General features: G+C 65.2%; 24 protein-coding genes and 2 tRNA genes. 8 read left to right on the forward strand and 18 right to left on the reverse strand.

Annotated elements, in window-relative coordinates:
• Nucleotides 1-25: 25 nt before the first annotated feature.
• From ESZ60_RS00330 to ESZ60_RS00340, 3 genes are all read right to left on the reverse strand, one after another.
• Entirely contained in the window at nt 26-466 is a 441-nt protein-coding gene (locus ESZ60_RS00330; protein ID WP_134678416.1) for an NUDIX domain-containing protein, read from the reverse strand.
• A 138-nt stretch (nt 467-604) separates the two neighbouring features.
• Nucleotides 605-689 (reverse strand) — tRNA-Leu (locus tag ESZ60_RS00335).
• A gap of 156 nt (nt 690-845) precedes the next feature.
• Nucleotides 846-930 (reverse strand) — tRNA-Leu (locus tag ESZ60_RS00340).
• A 387-nt stretch (nt 931-1,317) separates the two neighbouring features.
• Here ESZ60_RS00340 and exbB point away from each other — a divergent pair.
• From exbB to ESZ60_RS00355, 3 genes are read left to right on the forward strand one after another with little or no spacing between them, the layout of a single operon-like run.
• Nucleotides 1,318-2,508, forward strand: coding sequence for a tonB-system energizer ExbB (gene exbB, locus ESZ60_RS00345; protein ID WP_134678417.1), 1,191 nt, complete (start codon nt 1,318-1,320; stop codon nt 2,506-2,508).
• Nucleotides 2,509-2,511: 3 nt separating this feature from the next.
• On the forward strand, nt 2,512-3,015 hold the full coding sequence (exbD, locus tag ESZ60_RS00350; RefSeq protein WP_134678418.1) for a TonB system transport protein ExbD: 504 nt from the start codon (nt 2,512-2,514) through the stop codon (nt 3,013-3,015).
• Nucleotides 3,012-3,863, forward strand: a complete 852-nt coding sequence (locus ESZ60_RS00355; protein WP_134678419.1) for a TonB C-terminal domain-containing protein — start codon at nt 3,012-3,014, stop codon at nt 3,861-3,863. The genes exbD and ESZ60_RS00355 overlap by 4 nt, the downstream gene beginning before the upstream one ends.
• On the opposite strand, the gene ESZ60_RS00360 is transcribed toward ESZ60_RS00355, so the two are convergent.
• The 12 genes from ESZ60_RS00360 to hutI all read right to left on the reverse strand — a co-directional run bounded on the left by ESZ60_RS00360 (nt 3,853) and on the right by hutI (nt 16,366).
• Complete coding sequence (locus tag ESZ60_RS00360) at nt 3,853-4,776, reverse strand: hydrogen peroxide-inducible genes activator (RefSeq protein WP_134678420.1); 924 nt, start codon at nt 4,774-4,776, stop codon at nt 3,853-3,855. The two genes, ESZ60_RS00355 and ESZ60_RS00360, sit on opposite strands and share 11 nt — an antisense overlap.
• 40 nt (nt 4,777-4,816) lie before the next feature.
• Nucleotides 4,817-6,097, reverse strand: coding sequence for a hemolysin family protein (locus tag ESZ60_RS00365; RefSeq protein WP_134678421.1), 1,281 nt, complete (start codon nt 6,095-6,097; stop codon nt 4,817-4,819).
• A gap of 39 nt (nt 6,098-6,136) precedes the next feature.
• A complete protein-coding gene (locus ESZ60_RS00370; RefSeq protein ID WP_134678422.1) occupies nt 6,137-6,862 on the reverse strand; it encodes an exopolysaccharide biosynthesis protein in 726 nt (241 codons plus the stop codon).
• A gap of 97 nt (nt 6,863-6,959) precedes the next feature.
• On the reverse strand, nt 6,960-8,084 hold the full coding sequence (locus ESZ60_RS00375; protein WP_134678423.1) for an NADH:flavin oxidoreductase/NADH oxidase: 1,125 nt from the start codon (nt 8,082-8,084) through the stop codon (nt 6,960-6,962).
• Nucleotides 8,085-8,148: 64 nt separating this feature from the next.
• Nucleotides 8,149-8,919, reverse strand: coding sequence for an amino acid ABC transporter ATP-binding protein (locus tag ESZ60_RS00380; RefSeq protein ID WP_134678424.1), 771 nt, complete (start codon nt 8,917-8,919; stop codon nt 8,149-8,151).
• A 2-nt stretch (nt 8,920-8,921) separates the two neighbouring features.
• Nucleotides 8,922-9,584 carry an amino acid ABC transporter permease gene (locus tag ESZ60_RS00385; RefSeq protein WP_134678425.1) on the reverse strand — a complete coding sequence of 221 codons (663 nt, stop codon included), beginning with the start codon at nt 9,582-9,584 and terminating at the stop codon, nt 8,922-8,924.
• Nucleotides 9,584-10,231 (reverse strand): amino acid ABC transporter permease, encoded by a 648-nt coding sequence (locus ESZ60_RS00390; protein ID WP_134678426.1) that lies wholly within the window; start codon nt 10,229-10,231, stop codon nt 9,584-9,586. The genes ESZ60_RS00385 and ESZ60_RS00390 overlap by 1 nt, the downstream gene beginning before the upstream one ends.
• A 61-nt stretch (nt 10,232-10,292) precedes the next feature.
• Nucleotides 10,293-11,108 carry a transporter substrate-binding domain-containing protein gene (locus ESZ60_RS00395; protein WP_134678427.1) on the reverse strand — a complete coding sequence of 272 codons (816 nt, stop codon included), beginning with the start codon at nt 11,106-11,108 and terminating at the stop codon, nt 10,293-10,295.
• 66 nt (nt 11,109-11,174) lie between these two features.
• A complete protein-coding gene (hutU, locus tag ESZ60_RS00400) occupies nt 11,175-12,839 on the reverse strand; it encodes a urocanate hydratase (RefSeq protein ID WP_134678428.1) in 1,665 nt (554 codons plus the stop codon).
• 5 nt (nt 12,840-12,844) lie between these two features.
• Nucleotides 12,845-13,636, reverse strand: coding sequence for an N-formylglutamate deformylase (gene hutG, locus ESZ60_RS00405; RefSeq protein ID WP_134678429.1), 792 nt, complete (start codon nt 13,634-13,636; stop codon nt 12,845-12,847).
• Nucleotides 13,633-15,198, reverse strand: coding sequence for a histidine ammonia-lyase (hutH, locus tag ESZ60_RS00410; protein WP_245155536.1), 1,566 nt, complete (start codon nt 15,196-15,198; stop codon nt 13,633-13,635). Before hutH ends, hutG begins: the two co-directional genes overlap by 4 nt.
• A complete protein-coding gene (gene hutI / locus ESZ60_RS00415; protein WP_425331298.1) occupies nt 15,167-16,366 on the reverse strand; it encodes an imidazolonepropionase in 1,200 nt (399 codons plus the stop codon). The genes hutH and hutI overlap by 32 nt, the downstream gene beginning before the upstream one ends.
• A gap of 97 nt (nt 16,367-16,463) precedes the next feature.
• On the opposite strand from hutI, the gene ESZ60_RS00420 reads away from it, so the two are divergent.
• The 4 genes from ESZ60_RS00420 (at nt 16,464) to ESZ60_RS00435 (ending at nt 20,393) form a co-directional block, all read left to right on the forward strand.
• The gene (locus tag ESZ60_RS00420) at nt 16,464-17,825 is read left to right on the forward strand and encodes a formimidoylglutamate deiminase (RefSeq protein WP_134678432.1); all 1,362 of its coding nucleotides are present in this window, start codon (nt 16,464-16,466) and stop codon (nt 17,823-17,825) included.
• Entirely contained in the window at nt 17,822-18,529 is a 708-nt protein-coding gene (locus ESZ60_RS00425) for a histidine utilization transcriptional repressor HutC (protein WP_134678433.1), read from the forward strand. Before ESZ60_RS00420 ends, ESZ60_RS00425 begins: the two co-directional genes overlap by 4 nt.
• Nucleotides 18,530-18,591: 62 nt before the next feature.
• Nucleotides 18,592-19,380 carry an inositol monophosphatase family protein gene (locus tag ESZ60_RS00430; RefSeq protein WP_134678434.1) on the forward strand — a complete coding sequence of 263 codons (789 nt, stop codon included), beginning with the start codon at nt 18,592-18,594 and terminating at the stop codon, nt 19,378-19,380.
• Nucleotides 19,381-19,439: 59 nt separating this feature from the next.
• Nucleotides 19,440-20,393: a DMT family transporter gene (locus ESZ60_RS00435; RefSeq protein ID WP_134678435.1), complete on the forward strand. Its 954-nt coding sequence runs from the start codon at nt 19,440-19,442 to the stop codon at nt 20,391-20,393.
• Here ESZ60_RS00435 and ESZ60_RS00440 read toward each other — a convergent pair.
• Nucleotides 20,344-22,497 carry a lytic transglycosylase domain-containing protein gene (locus ESZ60_RS00440; RefSeq protein WP_245155538.1) on the reverse strand — a complete coding sequence of 718 codons (2,154 nt, stop codon included), beginning with the start codon at nt 22,495-22,497 and terminating at the stop codon, nt 20,344-20,346. The two genes, ESZ60_RS00435 and ESZ60_RS00440, sit on opposite strands and share 50 nt — an antisense overlap.
• A gap of 103 nt (nt 22,498-22,600) precedes the next feature.
• On the opposite strand from ESZ60_RS00440, the gene dapA reads away from it, so the two are divergent.
• On the forward strand, nt 22,601-23,476 hold the full coding sequence (gene dapA / locus ESZ60_RS00445) for a 4-hydroxy-tetrahydrodipicolinate synthase (RefSeq protein ID WP_134678436.1): 876 nt from the start codon (nt 22,601-22,603) through the stop codon (nt 23,474-23,476).
• Nucleotides 23,477-23,566: 90 nt separating this feature from the next.
• Here the strand turns inward: dapA and ESZ60_RS00450 are convergent, their stop codons facing one another.
• Nucleotides 23,567-24,151 (reverse strand): CAP domain-containing protein, encoded by a 585-nt coding sequence (locus ESZ60_RS00450; protein ID WP_134678437.1) that lies wholly within the window; start codon nt 24,149-24,151, stop codon nt 23,567-23,569.
• A gap of 124 nt (nt 24,152-24,275) precedes the next feature.
• Nucleotides 24,276-24,638, reverse strand: coding sequence for a Na+/H+ antiporter subunit G (locus ESZ60_RS00455; RefSeq protein ID WP_134678692.1), 363 nt, complete (start codon nt 24,636-24,638; stop codon nt 24,276-24,278).
• Between the last annotated feature and the right edge of the window lie 15 nt (nt 24,639-24,653).

Genomic DNA, 24,653 nt, shown 5'->3' on the forward strand with positions numbered 1-24,653 from the left:
GGCTGCCGCCCGCACCGCGTCAAGTTTATCCAAAAGCCAGAAGCCGACCGGCTATCTGGCGCGCGCCCGGATCGGCCAGAATGCGCGTCAGCTCCCTCGGGGCCACCCAATGCGCGCTATGGGCCGGGTCTCTGGGCGGCCCGACCTGCAGGACCGGCCGGGCCAGCCAGACCGAGCAAAGCTTCTCGGCCCAGACATCTTCATCCTGCATGTAGCAATAGCGGCGATAGGCCCCGATCCAGCGCGGTGTCGACAGTGTCCATCCGGTTTCCTCGCGCGCTTCGCGATGCAGGGCGTGGATCGGGGATTCGCCCGGATCCACCCCGCCCCCGGGCAATTGAAACTCGGCCTCGGGATCGGCCTTGAACGTCACCAGGGCCGCCCCGTCGCGGATGAGCAACCCATAGGCCCCGGGCCGGAACTGGTATTTGCGCCCTTTTTCAGGGCGTTCGGAACAACGGATCATTGCGGCTCTCTTGTCGAACACCGGGCGATGCGAGCCGGGGCGAAGATGAAAGTCAAGCCGGACGGCAGCCCGCGAAAAGGGGGCTCTCTGGGACGGGCATAAAAAAACACCGCAGCTTTGCAGCTGCGGTGTTTTTCATGGTGCCCAGAAGAGGACTCGAACCTCCACGCCTTGCGGCACACGGACCTGAACCGTGCGCGTCTACCAATTCCGCCATCTGGGCAACTGGAGTGACGGTGGCTTTAAAGAGGAGCGCGGGGGGTGTCAATCCGATTGTCGGCCGCGAATGAGGAAATCCGCACGCAGTTCGAAAACGGTTACGCCGATTGGGAGGCCGGAAAACAAAAACACCGCAACTGCAAGCAGCTGCGGTGTTTTTTGGTGCCCAGGAGAGGACTCGAACCTCCACGCCTTGCGGCACACGGACCTGAACCGTGCGCGTCTACCAATTCCGCCACCTGGGCAGGTGGTGAGCGGCTGCATAAGGGGATTGCAGAACGGGGTCAATGGGCGGAACGCCGCTTTTTTCGGGGAGATTCATTTTTTTCGTTCGCATTCACAGGGGGTCCGCAAGTTTCCGTGAACCGGGCGCGCGGATGCGTCGATTTTCAAAGAGAAGTGCCGAATTCGCAGGGATTTGACCGGCGAGATGCGGGCCGCAGGACGGCGCGTCTTGACGGCGGCCCAATAGTTGGGACGGCGCGTCTTGACGGCGGCCCAATAGTTGACAATTTTACCCTGACGCAGGATACCCTCCGCAGCACCGCGGCCAAGGGGTGCATATCTTTTTCGGATAGCAGCATTTGGCGGCCATGCGGGCGGGTTTGATGCCGAAATTGAGAAGGACCACCATGAGCCACCACTCTCTGCCGCGCCTTCGCGCCGGGACCGCCGCCATGCTTGCCTGCCTGCTGACGGTCGCGCCTGCCCTCGCGCAAGAAACGTCAGGTGAGGCGCAGACTCAGAGCCAGTCCCCGGCCCCGAACTCGGCCCCTGCGACCGCGCCGGCAGCCGTGAGCCCGGCCGCCCCCGCGCAGATGACCGCAGCCGAAGCTGCGACGACGTCTACCGTGGCCCCGACCTCCCCCGCGACCCCCTCGGATCTGGCTCAGGAAACCGTCCCGGCGACGCCCCTGTCCCCTGTCACCAACGGCACGCCCGCCGTGCCTGCCGAGGCGACGACCGCATCGCCCGCAGAACCCACCGCCTCGACCGCGCCCGCGCCGGTCCAGCCTGCCGAGACGACCGCCGATGCAGCGAGCGATGCCGCCGCCTCGTCGGGTGTGCTGCCTCAGGTGATCCAGGATGCGCTGGCGCCGCTTTCGCCGCAGGCGCGCGACCCGAACCTGCCCCATGACCTGTCTCCGATGGGGATGTTCTGGGCCGCAGACTGGGTCGTCAAAGGCGTGATGATCGGCCTGGCCTTTGCCTCGGTCGTGACCTGGACGGTACTGGTCGCGAAATTCCTTGAACTTGCGGGCGCCCTGAGCCGCGTGCAATCCGGCATCAACCGGGTCGAGACGGCTGGCAGCCTGCCCGCCGCCCTCAAGGCGATCGGGCGGCGCAAGGACCCGGTATCCCGGATGATCCGGGCCGCGGCGACGGAATATGACCGTTCGGCCCCCGCGCTTGATCAGGCCGGAGATACGGGGCTGAAGGAACGGGTCGAATCGCATCTCGACCGCATCGAAGCCGTTGCCGGCCGCCGCATGGGCCGAGGCACGGGCGTCCTTGCCACGATCGGCTCGACCGCGCCTTTCGTGGGCCTGTTCGGTACGGTCTGGGGGATCATGAACAGCTTTATCGGCATTTCGGAATCGCAGACCACCAACCTTGCCGTGGTCGCCCCCGGCATCGCCGAGGCGCTGCTCGCGACCGCGATCGGCCTCGTCGCCGCCATCCCGGCGGTGGTGATCTACAACGTCTTTGCCCGTGCCATCACCGGCTACCGGCTGCGGCTGGCCAATGCCTCGGCCGGGGTGAAGCGCCTTGTCAGTCGCGACCTGGATTTCCGCGACGCAACCCAAACGCGCGAGGTCTGATCCATGGCTGGTGGCGTCCGCGAATCCCAAGGCGACGATCTGGTCGAGAACCACGAGATCAACGTCACGCCCTTTATCGACGTCATGCTGGTGCTGCTCATCATCTTCATGGTGGCAGCACCTCTGGCGACGGTGGATGTGAATGTCGATCTTCCGGTCTCGAATGCGACGCCCGCCCAACGCCCCGATCAACCTGTCTGGGTCACGGTCAAGCCCGACCTGACCCTGACTCTGGGCAATGATGACATTCCGGCGGGCGGTCTTGGCGCGGCGCTGGCCGAGGCGACCGGGAATGACCGCGAGAAGCGGATCTTCCTGCGCGCGGACAAGGCGGTCACCTATGGCGACCTGATGGGCGTGATGAACACGCTGCGCGAGACCGGCTATCTCAAGATCGCGCTGGTCGGACTGGAAACCACCGCAGCCCCGCCTGCCGCAGCGGACCCCGGATCGGTCACTCCGGCAAGTGCCAATCCTGCGGCAACGGCCCCGGTGGCCCAGCCATGAGTGCGCGGGCGGCGATAAGGGACGGCGCGCTCTGGGGCTCGGCGGCCGTTGTCGTTTTGGCCGCGCATCTGGGTGGCGCGATCTGGATCATGCACCGCGCCGAGGCGGCCGCGCCTCCGGGGCTGCCTGACCCGATCTTTGTCGAACTCGCGCCATTGCCCGAAGCGGCCGCGCCGCCCGAAGAGGTCGAGAGCCCGGAGATGGCCGAGGCCGCACCCGAACAGGAACCTGAGCCCGAACCTGAGCCTGAGCCGGAACCCGAGCCGGAACCCGAACCCGCGCCGGATTTCGTCATGGACCAGCCTCTGCCCGAGTTGGAGCCGCTGCCGGACATGAACACGCTTTTCCCGCCTTCGGCGGATGCGGTGGTCCTGCAATCTGCCCGCCCGAAGGCGCGTCCCGAGCGTCCTGAACCCGAGCCCGAGCCCAAGATCGTCCGCAAAGAGCCTGAGCCGAAGAAGGTCGAGAAGAAAAAGGCCGAGCAGGAGCAACCCGAACGCAAGGCGGCCACCGCGGTCCGTGCGCAGCAATCCAACCGGACGGCCGCGCCTCAGTCCCAGGGCGCGCAGCCCTCGGCGCGTCAGGTTGCAACCTGGCAGTCCAAGGTGCAGTCCACCGTCAACCGTCACATGCAGCGCGCCCGGCTCAAGCGCGGCGGTGTCAGCGTGACCATCGCCTTCACGATCAATGCGAATGGCAACGTCTCGCGCGGGAGGCTCAGCGGAACGACCGGCGACGCACAGACCGACGCGGCCCTGTCGCGTCAGGCGGCAAGCCTGCCGCGCATGCCTGCGCATCCCTCGGGCAAGGCAATTCCGGTCACCCTGCCTGTGACGATCAAGCGCTGAGCGGCTCGACCCCCAGTGCCGGAGCGAGGCCACGGATCACCGCGGCCAAGGCCCGGGCATCCGTTCCGGCTTCGGCGTTTCGCCGCCACACGACGGCCAGTTCCCGCGAGGGTTCCGGCGTCGCAAAGGGCACGATGCGCAACCGGTTGTCACGGTTCTCGTCCTGCAGGGCAAGGCGCGGGATCAGCGTCATCCCCAGCCCGCTGGACACCATCCGCATCAAGGTCGCCATCGAGGCTGCCTCGAGATTGACCTTGCGACGCGGATTGCGCAGCCCGCAGATGTCGAGCGCCTGATCGCGCAGGCAATGTCCGTCGGCAAGCAGCAGCAGCCGTTCGGTCTCGATGCTTTCGGGCCGTGCCGGTCCGGACAGAAAAGTCGTGTCATCCTCGGACAGGGCGATGAGAAACCCGTCCTGAAGCACCGGCTCGGCGATGATCGCGGGATCGGTGACCGGCAGCGCCATGAGCCCAGCATCAAAGCGGTGGCTGGCGACACCGGCCAGCAGATCGTCGGTCACCACCTCATGCAGTTCCAGATCGAGGCCGGGATAGGTCTCGCGCAGGGCAGGGATAAGATGCGGGATCAGATAGGGCGCGACGGTCGGGATGATCGCGAGCCGCAATTTGCCCGAGAGCGGGGAATGGCCCGCCCGGGCCACCGCCTGCAACCGTTGCGCGGAATCCATCAATTCCTGCGCGATGGGCAAGAGACGCTCGCCCAAAGCGGTCAGGCGTACGGGCCCGGTCCCTGCCCCGCGCTGAAAAACCGCGCCACCAAGTCGCGCCTCGAGTTGCGCGATCTGGCTGGAGAGGCCGGGCTGCGAGACATTGGACACTTCGGCCGCCCTGCCGAAATTCCGCAAACGGGCGACGGCAAGGAAATAGGTGATCTGGCGCAGGGTAAAGTTCATAAGCCCTGATTATCACGACACGCGGGAATAAGAACCCCGATCATTCATTGCGCAGCGCGCGGGACACCAGCAGCTTGTCGATGCGCCTGCCGTCCAGATCGACCACCTCGATCCGCCAGCCATCCCACTCGACCCGATCCCCGATCTGAGGGATCGCGCCGGCCAGATCCAGCACCAGCCCGGCCACGGTCGAGAAATCATGATCCTCGGGCAGCGGCACGGCGAGGCGGTCAGCGAATTCATCCACCGGCATCCAGCCCGCGACCAAAAGGCTGCCATCGTCTCGCTGGATCACCTTGGGCTCGTCATCATCCATCCCCGAGAACTCGCCGGTGATCGCCTCAAGCACGTCCATCGGGGTGACGACACCCTCGAAATGGCCGTATTCGTCATAGACCAGCAGCATCTGCCCCGGCGACGCACGCAGGCGCGCAATCACCTCGGGCGCATCCATCGTCTCGGGAATGATCGGGGCGGGCTTCATCACCTCGCGCAGGTCGAGTTTCGGATTGTTCACGGCGATCAGGTCGGCGCTCGCCACCACGCCGATCATCTCGTTCTCGTTCCCGTCGCTGACGGGCAGACGGGTGCGATGGCTTTCCTGGAACTTGCGCGCGATCACCGCATAGCTGTCGCCGACATCCACCGCCGGGATGTCGCGGCGCGGCGTCATCAGCCCGCGTGCCGAACGGTCGGCGATCCGCATGACCCCGGCGATCATCTCGGTTTCGGCGCGATGCATGACGCCTGCGCTTTCGGCCTCGGCGATGACGAGGCGGATCTCTTCATCCGAGATGCCGTGATTGTCGCCCCCGGTCTGGCGCAGGAGCGACAGCACCAGCTTGCCCGACTTGTCGAGCAGCCAGACGAGCGGCGCGGCGATGCGCGAGATGGTCCGCATCAAGGGCGCGACCCGCACCGCCACGGATTCGGGCGAGCGCAGGGCGATCTGCTTGGGCACAAGCTCGCCCAGAATGAGCGACAGATAGGTGATCGCGACGACCACGCCGCCCATTCCCAAGGGCTGCGCCAACGAGGCCGGCACCCCCCAGCCGGGCAGCGCCGCCGCCAACCGCGCGCCCAGCGTCGCCCCCGAGAATGCACCCGACAAGACGCCGACCAGCGTGATCCCGATCTGGACCGAGGAAAGGAAGCGGCCCGGATCCTCGGCAAGGCGGATCGCCGTGGCCGCCCCGCGATTGCCTCGGTCGGCCAGAACGCGCAGCCGCGCCGGACGCGCCGAGACGATGGCCAGCTCGGACATGGCCAAGAGGCCATTGAGCAGGGTCAGAAGGACAACGATGGTGATTTCAATCCACATGGGAAAAGGCTCGGTTCCGGACAGAGGGCGCGCGACGCCTCAGGCAAGCGCACGCGAGAGGACAAAGATCGCGGCCTTGATCATCGCATAGACGACCCCGACCGCGATAACGAAAGACGCGATGCCGCACAGCGCCCCGAGGGCGGTCCAAAGACCGTCCCTTTCCAGCAGACCCAGCATCATCACGCTGATGGCGAAGGCGGGCGGCATATTGCCCAGCGGCACGGGCAGAAGCAGGACGACCGACAGGACAAGGCAAAGCCCGCCCACCACGCGCTCGGCCGAGGGCGATACCAGCATCTCGAGCCGGGGCTTGAGCAAGCGCTCCAGCGCGGCAAGGACCGGCGTCACCCGCCGCATCATCCCTCCGAATACCGAACGCGAGATCGAACGGCGCGAGATCACCGGCGGCAGCCAGGGCCGTTGCCCGGTCATCTGCTGCCAAGACAGATAGATCAGCGGCCAGCCCAGGATCGCCGACAGGCCCGGCGGGGCCGGAACCACATTCGGCGCGGCAAAGATCAGGATCAGCGCGGCCAGAGCCCGGCCCGGCATCAACGACAGCAGATCGGTCATTGCGATACGGTCGCGCGATTCGTCCTGTGCAAGCTCGGTCAGGCGCTGCGACAGGCTCTTGCGCGCGCGGCGCTTCTGCGGGCCGGGTTCCGGCGCGGATTCATCCTCGGGCGCGGGGATGACGGGAACGACATCGCCCGGCCCGCTTCGTCGAGGGGGCTCGGACCTGTCGGAAATGTCGTCGATCATCGAGCTATCGGCGGCTGCTTTCCGTGAAAGGATGCGTTCAGTCTAGCGAAACTGGCCGCAAGAACAACCGCCGATGACATTGCGTGATCTGAGGCCGTCAGGTCGGCTTGAAAAGCGATTTCAGCGTCGAGGGCTGGCAGCGCAGATATTGCGGCGAGGCCGTGACGGTGGCCCCCAGTTCGGCCGCGACATGCCAGGGCCAGCGCGGGTCGTAAAGCACGGTGCGCGCCACCGCGACCATATCGGCGTCCCCGGTCGAGATGATCGCCTCGGCCTGCTGCGCATCGGTGATAAGACCGACGGCAATGACCGGGATGCTGACCGCCTGCTTGACCGCGCGTGCCAGCGGCACCTGATAGTTCGGGCCAACCGGGATCTTCTGGCGCGGGTCGAGGCCGCCGCTCGACACATGGATCGCCGCGCAACCGCGCGCTTCCAACTCTTTCGAAATGGCGACGGTGCTTTCGCTGTCCCAGCCGCCCTCTTCCCAATCGGCGGCATCGACCCAATCCGTTCCGGACAGCCGGACGGTCACCGGATAGCCCTCGGGGACGGCCGCCTTGACCGCATCGAACACTTCAAGCGGGAAGCGCATCCGGTTTTCCAGACTGCCGCCATATTCGTCGCTGCGCTTGTTCGACAGGGGCGAGAGGAACTGATGCAGCAGATAGCCATGCGCGGCATGGATCTGGATCGCGTCGATCCCCAGCCGGACCGAACGGCGCGCCGCCTCGGCAAAGGCGTCGCGCACACGGTCCATGCCCGCGCGGTCCAGCGCGACGGGGGCGTTGTCGCTTGCCGCGAAGGGCAGGTCCGAGGCCGAGACGGTCTGCCACCCATTCGCGTGATCCGGCGCGATCTGCGCGCCACCATCCCAGGGTTTCGCGCTCGACGCCTTGCGTCCGGCATGGGCAAGCTGGATCGCGATGGGCATGTTTGACCATGCCCGCACGCCTTTCAGAACACGCTCCATCGCGGCCTCGGTCTCGTCGTCCCACAGGCCCACATCGCCATAGCTGATGCGGCCTTCGGGAACGACCGCGGTCGCCTCGATGGTCAGGATGCCCGCGCCAGACTGCGCCAGCATCCCCAGATGCGTCAGGTGCCAGTCGGTCATCTTGCCGTTTTCGGCCGAATATTGGCACATGGGCGCGATGACGATGCGGTTGGCAAGGGTCGAGCCGCCAATGGTGATCGGCTCAAAAAGCTTGGATTGGGGCATGGCGCCCTCCTGCTGATGTTTCCCGAAATGAGTTAGTCGGCAGGAGGCGCTTGGCAAGCCCCGATCAGAAACTGTTCCGCTCGTGATAGGTGCGCAGGAAGGATTGGATGCGCGGATCGGCAGGCTGGTGCAGGATGCGGTCGGGCGTATCGACGCCGACCAGCTCGCCCTTTTCCATGAAGGCGACCTGATCCGCGACATGGGCAGCAAAGCCCATCTCATGGGTCACGACGACCATGGTCATGCCTTCGGCGGCCAGCGTTTTCATCACGTTCAGCACCTCACCGACCAGTTCCGGGTCAAGCGCCGAGGTCGGCTCGTCGAACAGCATCAGCCGCGGCTCCATCGCGATGGCGCGGGCGATGGCGACGCGCTGCTGCTGGCCGCCCGACAGACGCAGGGGATGGTTCTCCATCTTGTCGGCGAGGCCCACCTTGGTCAGGGCGGCACTCGCGCGCTCATGCGCCTCGGCCTTGCCCATGCCGCGCACGCGGATCAGCCCCTCGGCCACGTTCTCGCGCGCGGTCATATGCGGCCACAGGTTGAACTGCTGGAAGACCATGCCGATGGAGCGCCGCATCTCGCGCAGCTTGCGGCCCGACATCTTCCTGCCGGGGGCGTCATAGCCCATCATCTGCCCGTCGATGCGGATCTCGCCCGAGTCGTATTCCTCGAGGAAGTTGATGCAGCGCAGCAGCGTGGACTTGCCCGAGCCGGACGGCCCGATCAGGCAGGTCACCTTGCCCGGCAGGATGTTCAGATCGACATCCTTCAGCGCGTGAAAGGGGCCATAGAATTTGTTGACCTTGCGGATCTCGACAGAGGAAGCCTGCATCCTCAGGTCCTTTCGATCAGATGTTTGGTGATGCGCGCCTCGAACCGGCGACCGACGCGCGAGATGGTTTCCACGAGCAGCCAGAAGAACAGCGCGAGCACGAGATTCGCCTCAAGGAAACGGAAGGTCTCGGTGGACATGCGGTTCACCTGATACATCAGTTCGGGCACCGTGATGATGGACAGGATCACGGTTTCCTTGGTCAGGATGATCGAGAAGTTGATCAGCGCGGGCAGCGACGAGACCAGCCCCAAGGGCAGCAGGATGCGGCGCACGATCGAAAGCTCGGTCATGCCGATGGCGCGGGCGGCCTCGATCTGGCCATGCGGCACAGCGCGGAAGCCCGAGCGGAAAATCTCGGCGAAATAGGGGCTGCCGTAGATGGTCAGGCCCAGAAGCCCGGCGGGCAGCGCATCCAGCCTGAGGCCGATCAGCGGCCCGCCGTAATAAAGGACGAAAAGCTGCACGAGGAAGGGCGTGCCCCGGATCACCTCGATATAGGCTTGGACGATCCAGCGGATATATTTCGGGGCGTAGCGCTGGATCAGCGCGATGACCAGTCCCAGCGCCATGCCAAAGACCGTCCCCAGCGCCCAGCACAGGATCGTATTGCCAAACCCCTTGAGCAGTGCGGGGCCGTATTGTTGAAAGATCGAGAAATCCATCACACGGCCGTCCTGTGTTCAAGGTAGCGCCCCAGAGCCGCAAGGCAGAGGTTGATCGCCAGATAGATGCAGGCGGCCGCGATATAGACCTCGAGCGGGCGGAAGGTCGTCGCGGCCTGCGCCTGACTCGCGCGGGTAATCTCGAGGATGCCCACGACCGAGACGAGCGACGAGGCTTTGACCAGCAGGATCAGTTCATTGATCAGCGCAGGCAGCGACAGCGTCACGGCTTGCGGCAGGACCACGCGGGTCCAGACGTCGCGGGGGGTCATGCCGATGGCGAGGGCGGCCTCTGACTGGCCTTTGGGCAAGGCGGCGATGGCACCGCGCCAGATCTCGGAAATATAGGCGCTGGCACAGATGCCCACGGTCACCACGGCCGCGACGGTGGCCGGCACGTCCAGCCCGATCACCGGCAGGGTGTAATAGAACACCAGAAGCTGCACGAGCAGCGGCACGCCGCGCAGGAAGCTGACCCAGACGGCGGCAAAGCGCCGCAGCGCTGCATAAGGCGACAGCCGTGCGGCGCAGATGAGCGCGCCGATCACCAGCCCAAGCCCGATGCCCAGAACCGAGATCAAGAGCGTATAGCGCGCCGCCCAGATGAGCGGCCAGAAACTTTCGAGAAAGACCGGGAAGGAAAACATTTACGTCTCGTCTTGGCCCAAGAAAACGGGCGGGGAATGGCTTCCCCGCCCGCCGATCGGCTTACTTCGTCGGCACTTCGCGCGGAAGCTCGGTATAGGTGCCGAGCCACTTTTCCTGAATCGCCTTGACGCGGCCGTCATCGGTCATCTTCAGCAGCGCGTCATTGATGGCCTTGGCAAAGGGCTCGGAATCCGCATCCTTGCGCAGCGCCCAAGCGAAATATTTCGGCTCGCCGAATTTCGCCGGCTCGAACAGGGCGAAGGTCTCGGGGCGGTTCTTCACGAGATAGGTCAGGTTCGGCAGCGAGCCAGCGACCGCGTCCAGACGACCGGCGGCGAGATCGGCATAGGCCTCATCGGTGGTGCCATATTCCTTGATGGTGATGCCGCCGAGTTTCTCGCCAAAGGCTTCGAGCTGCTTGAACTGCGCCGTGCCCTGCTGGACGCCGACGGTCTTGCCCTTGATGTCCTCGGGGGCTTTCAGCTCGCTATTCGCGGCCTTGACGAGCGCGACCGTCGCGTCGGCAATCGGCAGCGTGAAGGTGTAACGCTCCAGCCGCTCGGGGGTGACGGTCACCGGGGCGATGATGATGTCGAATTTCTTGACCTCAAGACCCGGCAGTTCGGCAGGCCACGGGATGTCCTGATAAAGCGGTTCGACACCGATTTCCTTCGACACTTCGTCAAACAGGTCCTTGGTCATCCCTTCATAGGTGCCGTTGTTCAGCATGTCGAAGGGGGCATAGTGCATGTCGGTCGCAGTGACGATCTTGCCTGCCGTCTTGATGTCCGCGAGTTGGTCGGCCGAAGCCGCCGTGCCCGCGCCAAGCGCGATCAGGCTGACAAGCGCTGCCTTGAGGCTCATTTGGAAACTCATTTCTTTCTCCTTGTTGGTCGGATTAAGGGGGCGACGTCGTTGCGTTGCGTCCTCGCCCCCCTTTGATCAAAGAATGCCCGGCAAGTTCAACCCATGCTCTTTGGCGCATTCGATGGCAATGTCGTAACCTGCATCCGCATGACGCATCACGCCGGTTGCCGGGTCATTCCAGAGCACACGTTCAATGCGGCGGTCGGCATCCTCCGAACCGTCGCAGCAGATCACCATGCCGGAATGCTGGCTGAAGCCCATGCCAACACCTCCGCCATGATGCAGCGAAACCCAAGTCGCGCCGGACGCAGTGTTCAGCAGCGCGTTGAGCAGCGGCCAGTCGGAAACCGCATCCGAGCCGTCCTTCATCGCCTCGGTCTCGCGGTTGGGCGAGGCGACCGAACCCGAATCGAGATGGTCGCGACCAATCACGATCGGCGCTTTCAGCTCGCCATTGCGGACCATCTCATTGAAGGCGAGGCCCAGCTTGTGGCGCAAGCCCAGACCGACCCAGCAGATCCGCGCAGGCAGACCTTGGAAGGCGATGCGCTCTTCAGCCATGTCCAGCCAGTTGTGCAGATGTGCGTCGTCGATCAATTCCTTGACCTTGGCATCGGTCTTGCGGATGTCTTCCGGGTCGCCCGAAAGCGCGGCCCAGCGGAAGGGACCGATGCCACGGCAGAACAGCGGGCGGATATATGCAGGCACGAAACCGGGGAAGGCAAAGGCGCGCTCGAACCCCTCCTCCAGCGCCATCTGGCGGATATTGTTGCCGTAATCGACGGTCGGGATGCCCGCATCGGCAAAGGCGACCATGGCCTCGACCTGAATGCGCATGGACGCACGGGCAGCCTTTTCCACGGCTTTCGGGTCGCTCTCCTGCTTGGCGCGCCATTCCGCGACACTCCAGCCGATCGGCAGGTAGCCATGCACCGGGTCATGGGCCGAGGTCTGGTCGGTGACGATGTCCGGGCGGACGCCGCGTTTGACGAGTTCGGGGAAAACCTCAGCGGCGTTGCCGATCAGCGCCACCGATTTCGCCTCTCCGGCCTTGGTCCAGCGATCGATCATCGCCAGCGCCTCATCGAGGTCATGGGTCTTTTCGTCGACATAGCGGGTGCGCAGACGGAAATCGGCGCGCGTCTCGTCGCATTCGACGGCAAGGCAGCAAGCACCGGCCATGACGGCCGCCAAAGGCTGGGCGCCGCCCATGCCGCCAAGGCCGCCGGTCAGCACCCATTTGCCCTTGAGATTGCCGTCGTAATGCTGGCGACCCGCCTCGACGAAGGTTTCATAGGTGCCCTGAACGATGCCCTGCGTACCGATATAGATCCACGAGCCCGCAGTCATCTGGCCATACATGGCCAGACCCTTCTTATCGAGTTCGTTGAAATGGTCCCAATTCGCCCAATGCGGCACAAGGTTCGAGTTCGCGATCAAGACGCGCGGCGCGTCCTTATGGGTGCGGAAAACGCCGACCGGCTTGCCGGACTGGACCATCAGCGTCTCGTCTTCCTCCAGATTGCGCAGCGACTCGACGATCAGGTCGAAATCCTTCCATGTCCGGGCGGCGCGGCCGATGCCACCATAAACGACCAACTCATGCGGGTTCTCGGCCACGTCGGGATGAAGGTTGTTCATCAGCATCCGCAGCGGGGCCTCGGTCAGCCAGCTTTTCGCGGTCAGTTCGGTGCCGGTCGCGGGATAGACGTCGCGAGTATTGTGACGGGGATTGTCCATCGGGTTCACGCCTTCAGTTCGGCGGCCAGCGCCGCGAGGTTGGTCAGGATCTTTTTCAGGGGCACGCGCAGCGCTTCGGCCTTGGCCTCGTCATAGGCAAAGGGCGGGGTTTCGGTCGAAAGATGGGTCGATTGCGCCAGTTCCATCTGGATCGCATGGACGCCCGCGTCGGGCTGGCCATAATGCCGCGTGGTCCAGCCGCCTTTGAAGCGCCCATTCAGCACATGGGTCCGGCCCGTCGCGGCTGCGACCTCCTGCACGGCGGCCTCGATGGCCGGCGCGCAGGAGCGCCCGCTATTCGTGCCGATGTTGAAATCGGGAAGCGTGTCCTCGAACAGGAACGGGATATGGCTGCGGATCGAGTGGCAGTCATAGAGGATCGCCACGCCATGCTTTGCCAGCACCCGCTCGATTTCCGCGGCTAGGGCCGCGTGATAGGGCGCGTGGAAGCGGGCCTTGCGCTCGGAGATTTCCTCGGCTGTAGGCTCGGTGACCCAGATCGCCTCACCGTCGAAATCGGTGAGCGGCACCAGCCCGGTGGTGTTCTGGCCGGGATAAAGGCTTGCGTCGTCCGGGCCGCGATTGGCGTCGATGACATAGCGGTGAAAAGTCGCCCGCACCGTCGTCGCGCCGGGCAGGAGGCCGTCATAAAGCCGCTCGATATGCCAGTCGGTATCGGCCAGCACCTGACCGCGCGGGTTCAGCCGCGCGCGGATCTCATCGGGCAGCCAAGTCCCGGTATGGGGCAGGCCAAGAATGATCGGGCTGTCGCCTTGGATAACTTCGACCGGATTCACGGCGTCACCTCGGACAGCAGTTCGGGTGCGACGGCGGCGACCAGAACGCCCTCGCGGACCAGGCGCGCGCATTCCACCAAATCCGGGGCCATGTAGCGGTCCTGATCCAGCGCCGGAACCGTCGCGCGCAGCGTGGCGATCACGGCTTGCAACGGGGCCGAAGTGGTCAGCGGCGCGCGGAACTCGACGCCTGCGGCGGCGCAAAGCGCCTCGATCCCGATGATATGGGCAAGGTTCGCGTTCATGCGTTTCAACCGGCGCGCGCCATGCGCAGCCATCGACACATGATCTTCCTGATTGGCACTGGTCGGCGTCGAATCGGTTGAGCAGGGATTGGCGAGATGCTTGTTCTCGCTCATCAATGCGGCCGAGGTGACCTCGGCGATCATCAGGCCCGAATTCAGGCCCGGATCGGGCGTCAGGAAGGGCGGCAGGTCATGGCTCAGCGTCGGGTCCACCATCAGCGCGATGCGGCGCTGCGAGATCGCGCCGATTTCCGAGATCGCCAGCGCAATCTGGTCGGCAGCGAAGGCCACCGGCTCGGCATGGAAATTCCCGCCCGAGACGATCTGATCCGCGCCAACCAGAACCAGCGGGTTGTCGGTCGCGGCATTGGCCTCGATCTCCAGCGTGCGCGCGGCCTGCCAGAGCAGGTCGATGCAGGCCCCGGTGACCTGCGGTTGGCAGCGGATGCAATAGGGGTCCTGCACGCGGCTATCGCCCTCGCGATGGCTTTCGCGAATCTCCGAACCCTCCATCAGCCCACGAATCACCTGCGCGGCAAGGATCTGGCCGCGATGACCGCGCAGCGTGTGAATCTCCTCGAAGAAGGGCGCGGTCGAGCCCATGATCGCATCCGTGGACAGCGACGAGGTGATCAGCGCAGCGCGCGCCGCCGCGAAACCGTCGAACAGCCCTGCCAACGCGAAGGCGGTCGAGGCCTGCGTGCCGTTGATGAGCGCCAAACCCTCTTTCGCAGCCAGAACGACCGGTTTCAGGCCAGCGCCAGCCAATGCCTCTGCCGAGGCCATCTCTCGGCCTTTCAGCGTCGCGCGGCCCTCGCCCAGCAGAGTCGCGGCCATATGCGCGAGTGGTGCGAGATCGCCAGAGGCCCCGACCGAACCCTGCGAGGGGATCACGGGCAGGACGTCCTGGGCCAGCATGCCCTCGATCAGCGCGATGACCTCGGGGCGCACGCCCGAGGCGCCACGGCCCAGCGAGAGAAGTTTCAGCACCATGATGAGGCGGGTCGTCGGTAGCTCGACCGCCTCGCCCACGCCGCAGCAATGCGACAGGATCAGGTTGCGTTGCAGGGTGGCGGTGTCCTCGGCGCGGATCTTGATCGAGGCGAGTTTGCCGAAGCCCGTATTCACGCCATAGACCGGCACATCGCCATTCGCGGCGGCGGCGATGCGGGCAGCCGAGGCCAAGATACCGGGGCGGGCGCTGTCGGCCAAGCGCACCGAGAGCGCGTCGCGCCAGACGCGTTCAAGCTGGGCGAGTGTGGTCTCACCGGGGGTCAGGATCAGTTCAGACAAGTTCGCCTCCGACAAAGCGGGCATGAAGGGGATTGAAGCCGATGCGATAAGTCAGCTCGGCGGGGTGCTGGATGTCCCAGACGGCCAGATCGGCGCGCATTCCGGGTTTAAGCTGGCCGCGATCACTCAGCCCCAAAGCGGTCGCGGCGTGGCGGGTCACGCCGGTCAGGCATTCTGCGGGCGTCAGGCGGAAGAGCGTCGCGCCCATGTTCATCGTCAGCAGGATCGAGGTCAGCGGCGAGGTGCCGGGATTGCAGTCGGTCGCCAGCGCAATCGGGACGCCCGCATCGCGCAGCGCCTGAACCGGCGGGTATTTCGTCTCGCGCAGGGTATAAAAGGCACCGGGCAGCAGCACCGCGACAGTCCCCGAGGCCGCCATCGCGTCGATCCCGTCCTGCCCCAGCCATTCCAGGTGATCGACCGAGATCGCGCCATGCTGCGCCGCCATTTCCGCGCCATGCAGGTCGGAAAGCTGCTCGGCATGCAGCTTGACCGGCAGGCCGAGGCGGGTGGCATGGTCAAAGATTTGCGCCATTTCGTCGCGCGAAAAGGCAATGCCCTCGCAAAAGCCGTCGACGGCGTCGATCAGGCCCTCGGCATGACCTGACTCCATTCCCGCGATGACGACATCGCGGATATAGGCGGCGCGGTCGTCCTTGTATTCCGGCGGCACGGCATGGGCGGCAAGCCATGTCGTGCGGATGGTGACCGGGCGGATCCGACCGATGCGGCGCGCGACGCGCAGCATCTTGAGTTCGGTCTCGGTCTCCAACCCATAGCCCGACTTGATCTCAAGCGTGGTGACGCCTTCCGCCAGCAGCGTGTCGATGCGCGGCAGGGCCGAGGCGAGAAGCGCGGCCTCATCCGCCTCGCGCGTGGCGCGGACCGAGGACAGAATGCCGCCACCCGCGCGGGCGATCTCTTCGTAGCTGGCCCCCTCGAGGCGCATCTCGAATTCCCGCGCACGGTCGCCGCCAAAGACGACATGGGTATGGCAGTCGATCAGCCCCGGTGTGACCAGCCTTCCGCCCAGATCATGGCGGTGCGCTTGGGCGTAATGGGCGGGAAGCTGAGCTTCAGGTCCAACCCAGAGGATCCTGTCACCTTCGAGAAGCAAAGCCCCCTCTTCGATCAGCCCGTATCCGCCTGAATCTTCGTCCATGATGGAGAATCTTCCTTGGGTAAGAAGCAGCATCGCGAAGGCCCCGATTGATTTCCTGATTTTTCTATGTCTAAACTTAATCAAATTCTATGTCTAAACTTATTTTGACGCAAAGAAGGGCAAATGCATGGGTCAGATCTGGGCAGAGCGGGCCTTGCTGCCCGAAGGCTGGGCGGAAAATGTATCGGTCACGCTGGATCGGGGCCGGATCCGCTCGGTCGTCACGAATGCGCCGCCCGCCGGGCAGCGCGTCGAGCTTCTGCTGCCAGCGCTCGCGAACCTGCATAGCCATGCCTTCCAGCGCGCCATGGCGGGGTTGAGCGAAGCCAAGGGTCCCGAGCCGCGCGACACGTTCTGGACATGGCGCAAGATCATGTACCGTTTCCTCGACCACCTGACGCCAGAGGATATCGAGCCGATCGCGGCGCTGGTGCAGATGGAGATGCTGGAGGCAGGCTATGCCACCAATGTCGAATTCCACTATCTGCATCACCGCATCGGCGGCGGGCATTACGACAATATCGCCGAAATGTCCGAGCGCATCGCCGCCGCCGCCCGCCGCACCGGCATCGGCCTGACCCTGCTGCCGGTGCATTACCAGTTCGGCGGGACGGATCGCCGGGCGCTGATCTCTGGACAGGACCGCTTCGGCACAACGCCCGAGGAGTTCCAGAAGCTGCTGGAAGGGGCCGAGGGCACGCTGGCACATCTGGACGCGGATAGCGGCATCGGCATCGCCCCTCATTCGTTGCGCGCCGTCTCGCCCGAGGCATTGCGGATGTGCGTCGATCTGCGCCCGACGCGGCCCCTGCACATGCATCTGGCCGAGCAGATCCCCGAGATCGACGAGATCAGCGCCGCCTATGGCCGCCGCCCGGTCGAATGGGTGCTGGAGAATTTCGCGCCCGGCCGGCGCTGGACCCTGATCCACCTGACCCATATGACCGAGGACGAGACCCGCCGCCTTGCCGCCACCGGCGCTGTTGCGGGCCTTTGCCCCATCACCGAATCCTCCCTGGGAGACGGCATCTTCAACGGCACGACCTGGGCCGAGGCGGGCGGGCGCTACGGATTCGGTTCGGACAGCAATATCCGCATCTCGCTCGCCGAGGAACTGCGCACGCTGGAATACAGCCAGCGCCTGCGCGACCGGGGCCGGGCAATTCTGGCGACGCCCGAGCGCTCGACCGGGCGGGTGCTCTATGAGGCGGGCCTCGATGGCGGCGCAACCGCAGCCGGACGCGAGACCGGGGCGATCCGCGCCGGGCTCTGGGCCGATCTCTGCGCGGTGGATCTGAAGACCCCCGTGACGTTCGGGCGCGAGGGCGATCAGTTGCTCGACAGCCTCATCTTCGCCGGGCATGACGGGCTGGTCCGCGAGGTCTGGTCTGCCGGACGCCATGTCGTGCAGGATGGCCGCCATATCGCCCGCGACGGCATCGTCGCGGATTATCTTGCCACCATTGCACGCCTTCAGGATCGCCTGTGACCGACCGCCTCTTGCCCTCGTCCAAGGCCCTTACCATTGCCACGGAAGTCCGCCGCCGCATCGTCGATCGGGAATGGCGGCAGGGCGACCGCATTCCCGACGAAGCCGCGCTGGCGGTGGAGTTCGGCGTGGCGCGCGCCACGGTCAACAAGGCCCTGCAACTGCTGGCGGATGAGGGGCTTTTGGACCGCAAGCGCCGCGCCGGGACGCATGTCACGATAAATCCCGCGCGCAAGGCCACCTTCACGATTCCCATCGTGCGCGAGCAGATCGAGGCTGCGGGCATGGTCTATAGCCATCGCGTCGTGGCGCAGAAGATCCGTCCCGCCCCTGCCGAGATTGCCGCCCGGATGGGCGAGCCCGAGGGCGCGGCGATGATCCATCTGCGCACCGTTCATTTCGGCGATGCCAAACCCTTTCAACTCGAGGATCGCTGGATCAATCCCCGGGCGGCGCCGGGCGTCGAGGCAGTCGATTTCCAACGCAACAACCCCAATGAATGGCTTGTGCGCAACTATCCCTGGCTGCGCGGGCAATTGGCCTTTTCGGCGGAAAATGCCGATGCCCGCGACGCCCGCCTGCTGGAAACCCGGCAGGGAACGGCATTGCTGATCCTGCAAAGGACGACATGGAATGACCTGGGCGCGATCACCTCGGTGCGTCTGGCCTTCCATCCCGGCTACTGCATGGTCGCCATTCCCTAGTCCGGCTTCACTTTTCGCGGCTCTTTGTCTAATAGGCGTGCAATCCCAGAAAAGGTAATGCCATGGCCAGCGCCAATCTCAACATCATGATCAAGGCCGCGCGCAAGGCGGGCCGCAGCCTCGTTAAAGATTTCCGCGAAGTCGAGAACCTTCAGGTCAGCGTCAAGGGCGCGGGCGATTTCGTCAGCCGCGCCGATCGCGAGGCCGAGCGCATCATCAAGGAAGAGCTGCGCGGCGCGCGCCCGAATTACGGCTGGATCGGCGAGGAAACCGGCGAGGAAGCAGGCGAGGACCCCACCCGCCGCTGGATCGTGGACCCGCTGGACGGCACCACCAACTTCCTGCACGGCCTGCCGCATTGGGCGGTCTCGATCGCGCTGGAGCATAAGGGCGAGATCGTCGCCGCCGTCGTCTACGACGCCGCGAAAGACGAGATGTACACCGCCGAGAAAGGCGATGGCGCGTTCCTCAACGACCGCCGCATCCGCGTTTCGGGCCGCCGCCAGATGATCGAATCGATCTTTGCGACCGGCGTGCCCTTTGGCGGCCGCGGCACCCTGCCCGCCACGATCCGCGACCTGAGCCGCCTGATGCCCGTCACCGCCGGCGTGCGCCGCTGGGGTGCGGCCTCGCTGGATCTGGCCTATGTCGCCTCGGGCCGATTCGACGGCTATTGGGAGCGGGGCATCCATTCGTGGGACGTCGCGGCTGGCATCCTGCTGGTGAAGGAAGCAGGCGGCTTCGTCGAATCCGTCCGCTCCGAGGACAGCCCCATCGAATCGGGCTCGATCATCGCGGGCAATGCGCAGCTTTTCGAACCCTTCGCCGAGATCATCCGTTCGCGCGACTGATCGCGGTTGACCTTTCCCCCGGTCGGGCGCATGGCTTCCATACCAGAGGATTGCCCGCCATGACCGAGAAAATTCCGGCGGGGCCGAGATGGGCCCCGTCTTCGCCGCAATCCGCACTTCAGCCTTCACCGGCTGGGGATCGGCAAGGCAAAGCCATCCTGACGATCTGCGCCGCCTCTCTGGTCTTTGCGATCATGGACGGGATGTCGCGACATCTGGGCACGGCCTATTCCCCGATCTTTGTCGTCACCCTGCGCTACTGGTTCTTCGTCGGCTTCGTGCTGCTCCTTTGCGCGCGCGCGCCGGGGGGGATTCGCGCGGCGATCCGGACAAAGCGTCCGGGAATGCAGATCTTTCGCGGCGTGCTTCTGGCCTTCGAGGTGGTCGTCACGGTCGAGGCGTTCGTCCGGCTTGGCCTGATCAACACCCATGCGGTCTTTGCCTGCTATCCGCTGCTGATCTCGGCCCTGTCGGGTCCGGTTCTTGGCGAAAAGGTTGGCTGGCGCAGATGGGTCGCCGTGGGCGTGGGATTCGTCGGCATCCTGATCGTGCTGAAGCCCGGAAGCGGCGTTTTCTCGGCCGAGGCATCGCTGCCCTTCCTCGCCGCGGCGATGTTTGCGCTTTACGGATTGCTGACGCGGCTTGTCGCGCGCGACGATGGCGCAATGGCCAGCTTTTTCTGGACAGCCGTCGCGGGCGCGGTGGCGATCACCCCCTTTGGCCTGATGGAATGGCAGCCTATCGCAATGGGCGACATGCCTTGGCTGCTGCTGCTCTGCATCGGTGCGGCGACCGGACATATGCTGCTGATCAAGGCCTATGAAATGGCCGAAGCCTCTTCGCTGCAGCCCTTTTCTTATACCCAACTCGTCTGGATCAGCATTTTCGCTGTCTTGGTCTTTGGCGAGACTCTTGCGCCCAATGTCGCCCTAGGCGGCGCGATCGTGGTGGGCGCGGGGCTTTTTACCTGGTGGCGGTCTCGGCTTCGGGAAGCGGCGAGCCGGGCTCGTTGACCTTGGCTTCCTGAATCGCGGGGGCCGGACCCAGCACCTCGGCCAGAACTCCGCCCGCGCCGTAATGCATCAGGCTGCGCGGCGAAAGCGGCGGGCGCTTGGACACCGCAAGATGCAGCAAGGGCTGTTTCGGGACCGGCATCGTCCCGCCCCCGTTCAGGTCAAAGGTCGGCACGATCGGCGCGGGCTTTCCCATGATCCGCGCGCGATAAATCGGCAGCGCCTCGGTCACGCGCATGACGTAATTGCGGGTCTCGTCAAAGGGGATCATCTCGACCCAATCCACCGGATCGGCATCGCGGCGCAGGTCGCCGAAATCGTCGAGCCAGCGGGCCGAGCGGCCCGGCCCCGCGTTATAGCCTGCGCTGACCAGCGCGATCGAGGGGCCGAAACGGTCCCGGAGCCCGTCCAGATAGGCGGCGCCCAGCCGGGCATTATAGGCCGCGTCCCGCGTCAGCCGCGGCGCGTCATAGCGCTCGCCCAGCTTCGCCGCCATGTCGCGCGCCGTGCCCGGCATCACCTGCATCAACCCCAAAGCTCCGGCATGGGACGAGACGGTGTGGTTGAACTCGCTTTCGCGCCGGGCGATGGACATGACCAGTTCGGGCGGCAGGCCCAGAGGCTTTGCTTCAAGCCCGGTCAGCGGGAAATAGGCGGCCGGAAAGACCACACCCTTGGCGGCCGCGGCCTTGGCAAGGCGCAGCGCGTGCCAAGGCCGGTGCATCTCGAGCATGAGCCGCGCCATGCCGCCGATCTGATCGGGCGGCGCGGTCTCGGCCAGATGCAGGAAGAACCGCGCGGCAAGATCTGTTTCGCCAGCCGAAAGCAGCCATGCCCCGGCCTGCCACACCGGATTGTAGCGGATCTGGCTGTCGCGCCATTCCGGCAGGCTGTCATTCGCAAGTCCCGGCACGGCCAGCGCCGGTTGCATCGGCTGGCGCAGCTTCTCTGCGGCAAGCTGGCCGTAATAGGCCGTCTGCCAATTCGCGGCATGAAGATAGGCCGCTTTCGCGGCGGCCGTCTCGCCCGCAAGCTCATGCGCGCGCCCCTGCCAGTAAAGGGCGCGCGACAGCGAAATCGGACTGCTGACTCCGGCCTGAAGTCGGGTGAAATGCGAGATGGCCCGGTCCGCCGCGCCCTGTTTCAGGGCAGCAAAGCCTGCCAGCCATTCAAGGTCGATGAAACGCTCGCTGCCCTCGGGCATGAAATGCCCGGCGGCCAGTCTTTCGGCCAGAGGCCAATCGCCCGCCCGCATCGCCTGCCGTGCGTAATCGGCGCGCAATCCCGCCCATTCCGCAGGAGCGCGCAGCGCCTCGGCGCTGGTCGAGCGTTCCAGCATCAGGTCGCGGGCCAGATCGGTCATCTTCGCCCCGACGCGCCAGCGGAACCGGTCAAGCGCGAGCCCGGCATCGTCCCGCTGTGCGTCCGACAGCGCAAGGATCAGCGAATCGACCCCCGCCTGGCGGGATTGCAGAGCGATGCGGGCGCGGCCGATATTCTGCGCGGCCGGGGTCGCCAGCGGAAGAACGAGTTGCGCCGATTGCCATTCGCCGAGATCCAGCAGATTCGACAACCGCGCGTCATGCCTGCCGACCAGATCGCCGCCATAGACGGCCACGAAATTGTCGGATTCGGATTCGGTCAGGGGTTGTTCAGTCCAGAAACGCACGATCTCGGCCCGGGCGGCCTCGGGATTCGTGGCCTTTAGCGCCGCGATATAGGCCTTGGCTCCGTTCAGCGTATCGGGACGGCGCGGGCCGAACCATTCGATCACCTCGGCGGCGGGCATGTCGGCACGCAGCAAGGCATCCCCCCGTCGGTAGAGCAGTTCCATCCCCGGCCAGTCGCGGTAATGGCGCACAAAACCCAGATATTCCGGCCATTTGCCCTGCCCGGCGCGCAGCTTGTGCCATTGCACCAGCGCCTCGGCGATCGGACCCGAGCGGCGGGCATGGCCGCTGGCATCCTGCCAGTCGCGCGCCCCCGAGGCGGCGAGGGCGCGGGCAAGCGCCGCGGAATCCTCGGCATGGGTAGGGGACAGGCCAAGAGCCAGCGTCAGGGCCAGAAGCGGCCCCAGAACCCTGTCGCGCAAAGGATACATCATGGCTTCATTACTGCGGGCTTTCCCGCGGCCGCGCAACTCACATCCTTGGCAAGCGACGCCACGAGATGTAAGGCCAACGAGGATTCAAACTCAGGATACTGTCATGTTCAAAGGCTCTCTGCCCGCGCTGGTCACGCCCTTCACCCCCGATGGCGAATTGGATCTTCCGGCGCTGAAGAAGCTGGTCGAGTGGCATATCGCCGAAGGCAGCCATGGCCTCGTGCCGGTCGGCACCACCGGCGAAAGTCCGACCCTGAGCCATGACGAGCATCGCACCGTGGTCGAAGAGGTCGTGCGCCTGGTCGCGGGCCGCATCCCGGTGATTGCCGGGGCGGGCTCGAACTCGACGCGCGAGGGCATCGGCCTCGTGCAGCACGCGCAGGCCGCCGGGGCCGATGCGGCGCTGGTCGTCACGCCCTATTACAACAAGCCGACGCAAACCGGGCTGATCGCGCATTACACCGCGCTGCACGATGCCAGCGACCTGCCGATCATCATCTACAACATCCCCGGCCGCTCGGTCATCGACATGACCCCAGAGACGATGGGCGAATTGGCCCGGCTGCCGCGCATCATCGGCGTCAAGGATGCAACCGGCAAGATCGAGCGCGTCTCGATGCAGCGCGCCACCTGCGGCGCGGATTTCGTCCAGCTTTCGGGCGAGGACGCCACGGCGCTTGGCTTCAACGCGCATGGCGGCACGGGCTGCATCTCGGTCACGGCGAATGTCGCGCCCCGGCTTTGCGCCCAGTTCCAAGAGGCGACCTTGGCCGGCGACTATGCCAAGGCGCTGGAGATTCAGGACAAGCTGCTGCCGCTGCATGTCGCGATCTTCCTTGAGCCGGGTGTCGCCGGTGCGAAATACGCGATGTCCCGGCTCGGCATGTGCAGCGAGCGCGTCCGCCTGCCGCTGGTTGGCCTGACCGAGGCAACCAAGGCCGCGATCGACAAGGCCATGGATCATGCCGGGCTGATCTGATCGCCCCTGCCCCAAGGCGAAAACCCACACCAAAGCGAAAGGCCGCCCCGAGAGGCGGCCTTTTTCATGCGATGCCGTCCGGGAACGGCGTCATTTCGGATCGGAATAGACCACGGACCAATAGGCGACGCGTCCGTCCGGCGACAAGGCGCGGCCGATCCCCATCTCTTCCATCTGGGGAATATTGGTGTTCTGACGATGTGCGCCGGATGCTTCCCATTGGCGCAGCGCGCCCTCGAGATCAAAGAGCGAGGTGGCTCCGGCGGCGATATTCTCGGCCGTGATCTTGGGCTTGTAACCCAATTGCTTGATGCGCATGGCCGGTCCCGCCGAGGCGCGGCCCCGGTGCTCCATCACACCACGGCTGGCCATGTCGCAGGCCTGCTGCTCGGCCGCCTTGGTGAGCCGGGCATCCAGACGCAGCGGCGGCAACGCGGCGGCGGCGCGCACCGCATTGCTGTGATTCAGCGCGATCTTTGCCTCGGCAGCCGAGACGCTGCCGCAAAGCGCGGTACCGGCGACTGAAACAAGCACGGGGCCGTGCCCGTCGGTGCGCAGGATGCCGCGCGGCATAGCCGACTTGCTTGAAACGACGGTCGATACTTCGGGAGGCTGCTCCGCGGGGCTGCATGCCGCGAGGGCCAGCAGCATCGCCGCGATCATATATCTGGTCATGGGAAAATTATTTGGTATTGAAAGGCTGCGTGCAACCTATACGGCAGCGCGCCTCCGAGAAGCACAAAAATTTGATATTCCGCGATCCTGACGTGATCTGTGGGATTCACGCAACAGGTCGGCTTCATTTCCGGTCATGCTGCGGATGGGCATAGGTCGACCAGCTCGTGTCCTCGGCCGGACCCGGGATGTTCTCGGGACGCCAGTTCATGTGCATATTCGCCTTGGCGATGACATTTCCGGTCACGGGCGCGGTCAGGAACAGAAACAGGGTGATCAGCAGTTCGTGCCAGGTCACGTCTCCATTCTGCGTCGGAAACCAGATCAGCGAGGCGATCAGCACCGCGCCCACGCCCAGCGTCGCCGATTTGGTCGGCGCATGAAGCCGCGTCATCTGATCGGGAAGCTTGACCAGCCCGTAGGAGCCCACGAGGCCAAAGAAACCGCCCACCACCAGCAGGGCCGAGACGATGATTTCGCCAATCATTTCCATGCTCTTCCC

Source organism: Paracoccus ravus (genome assembly GCF_004522175.1).
In the GTDB taxonomy this organism is placed as follows: Bacteria; Pseudomonadota; Alphaproteobacteria; order Rhodobacterales; family Rhodobacteraceae; genus Paracoccus; species Paracoccus ravus.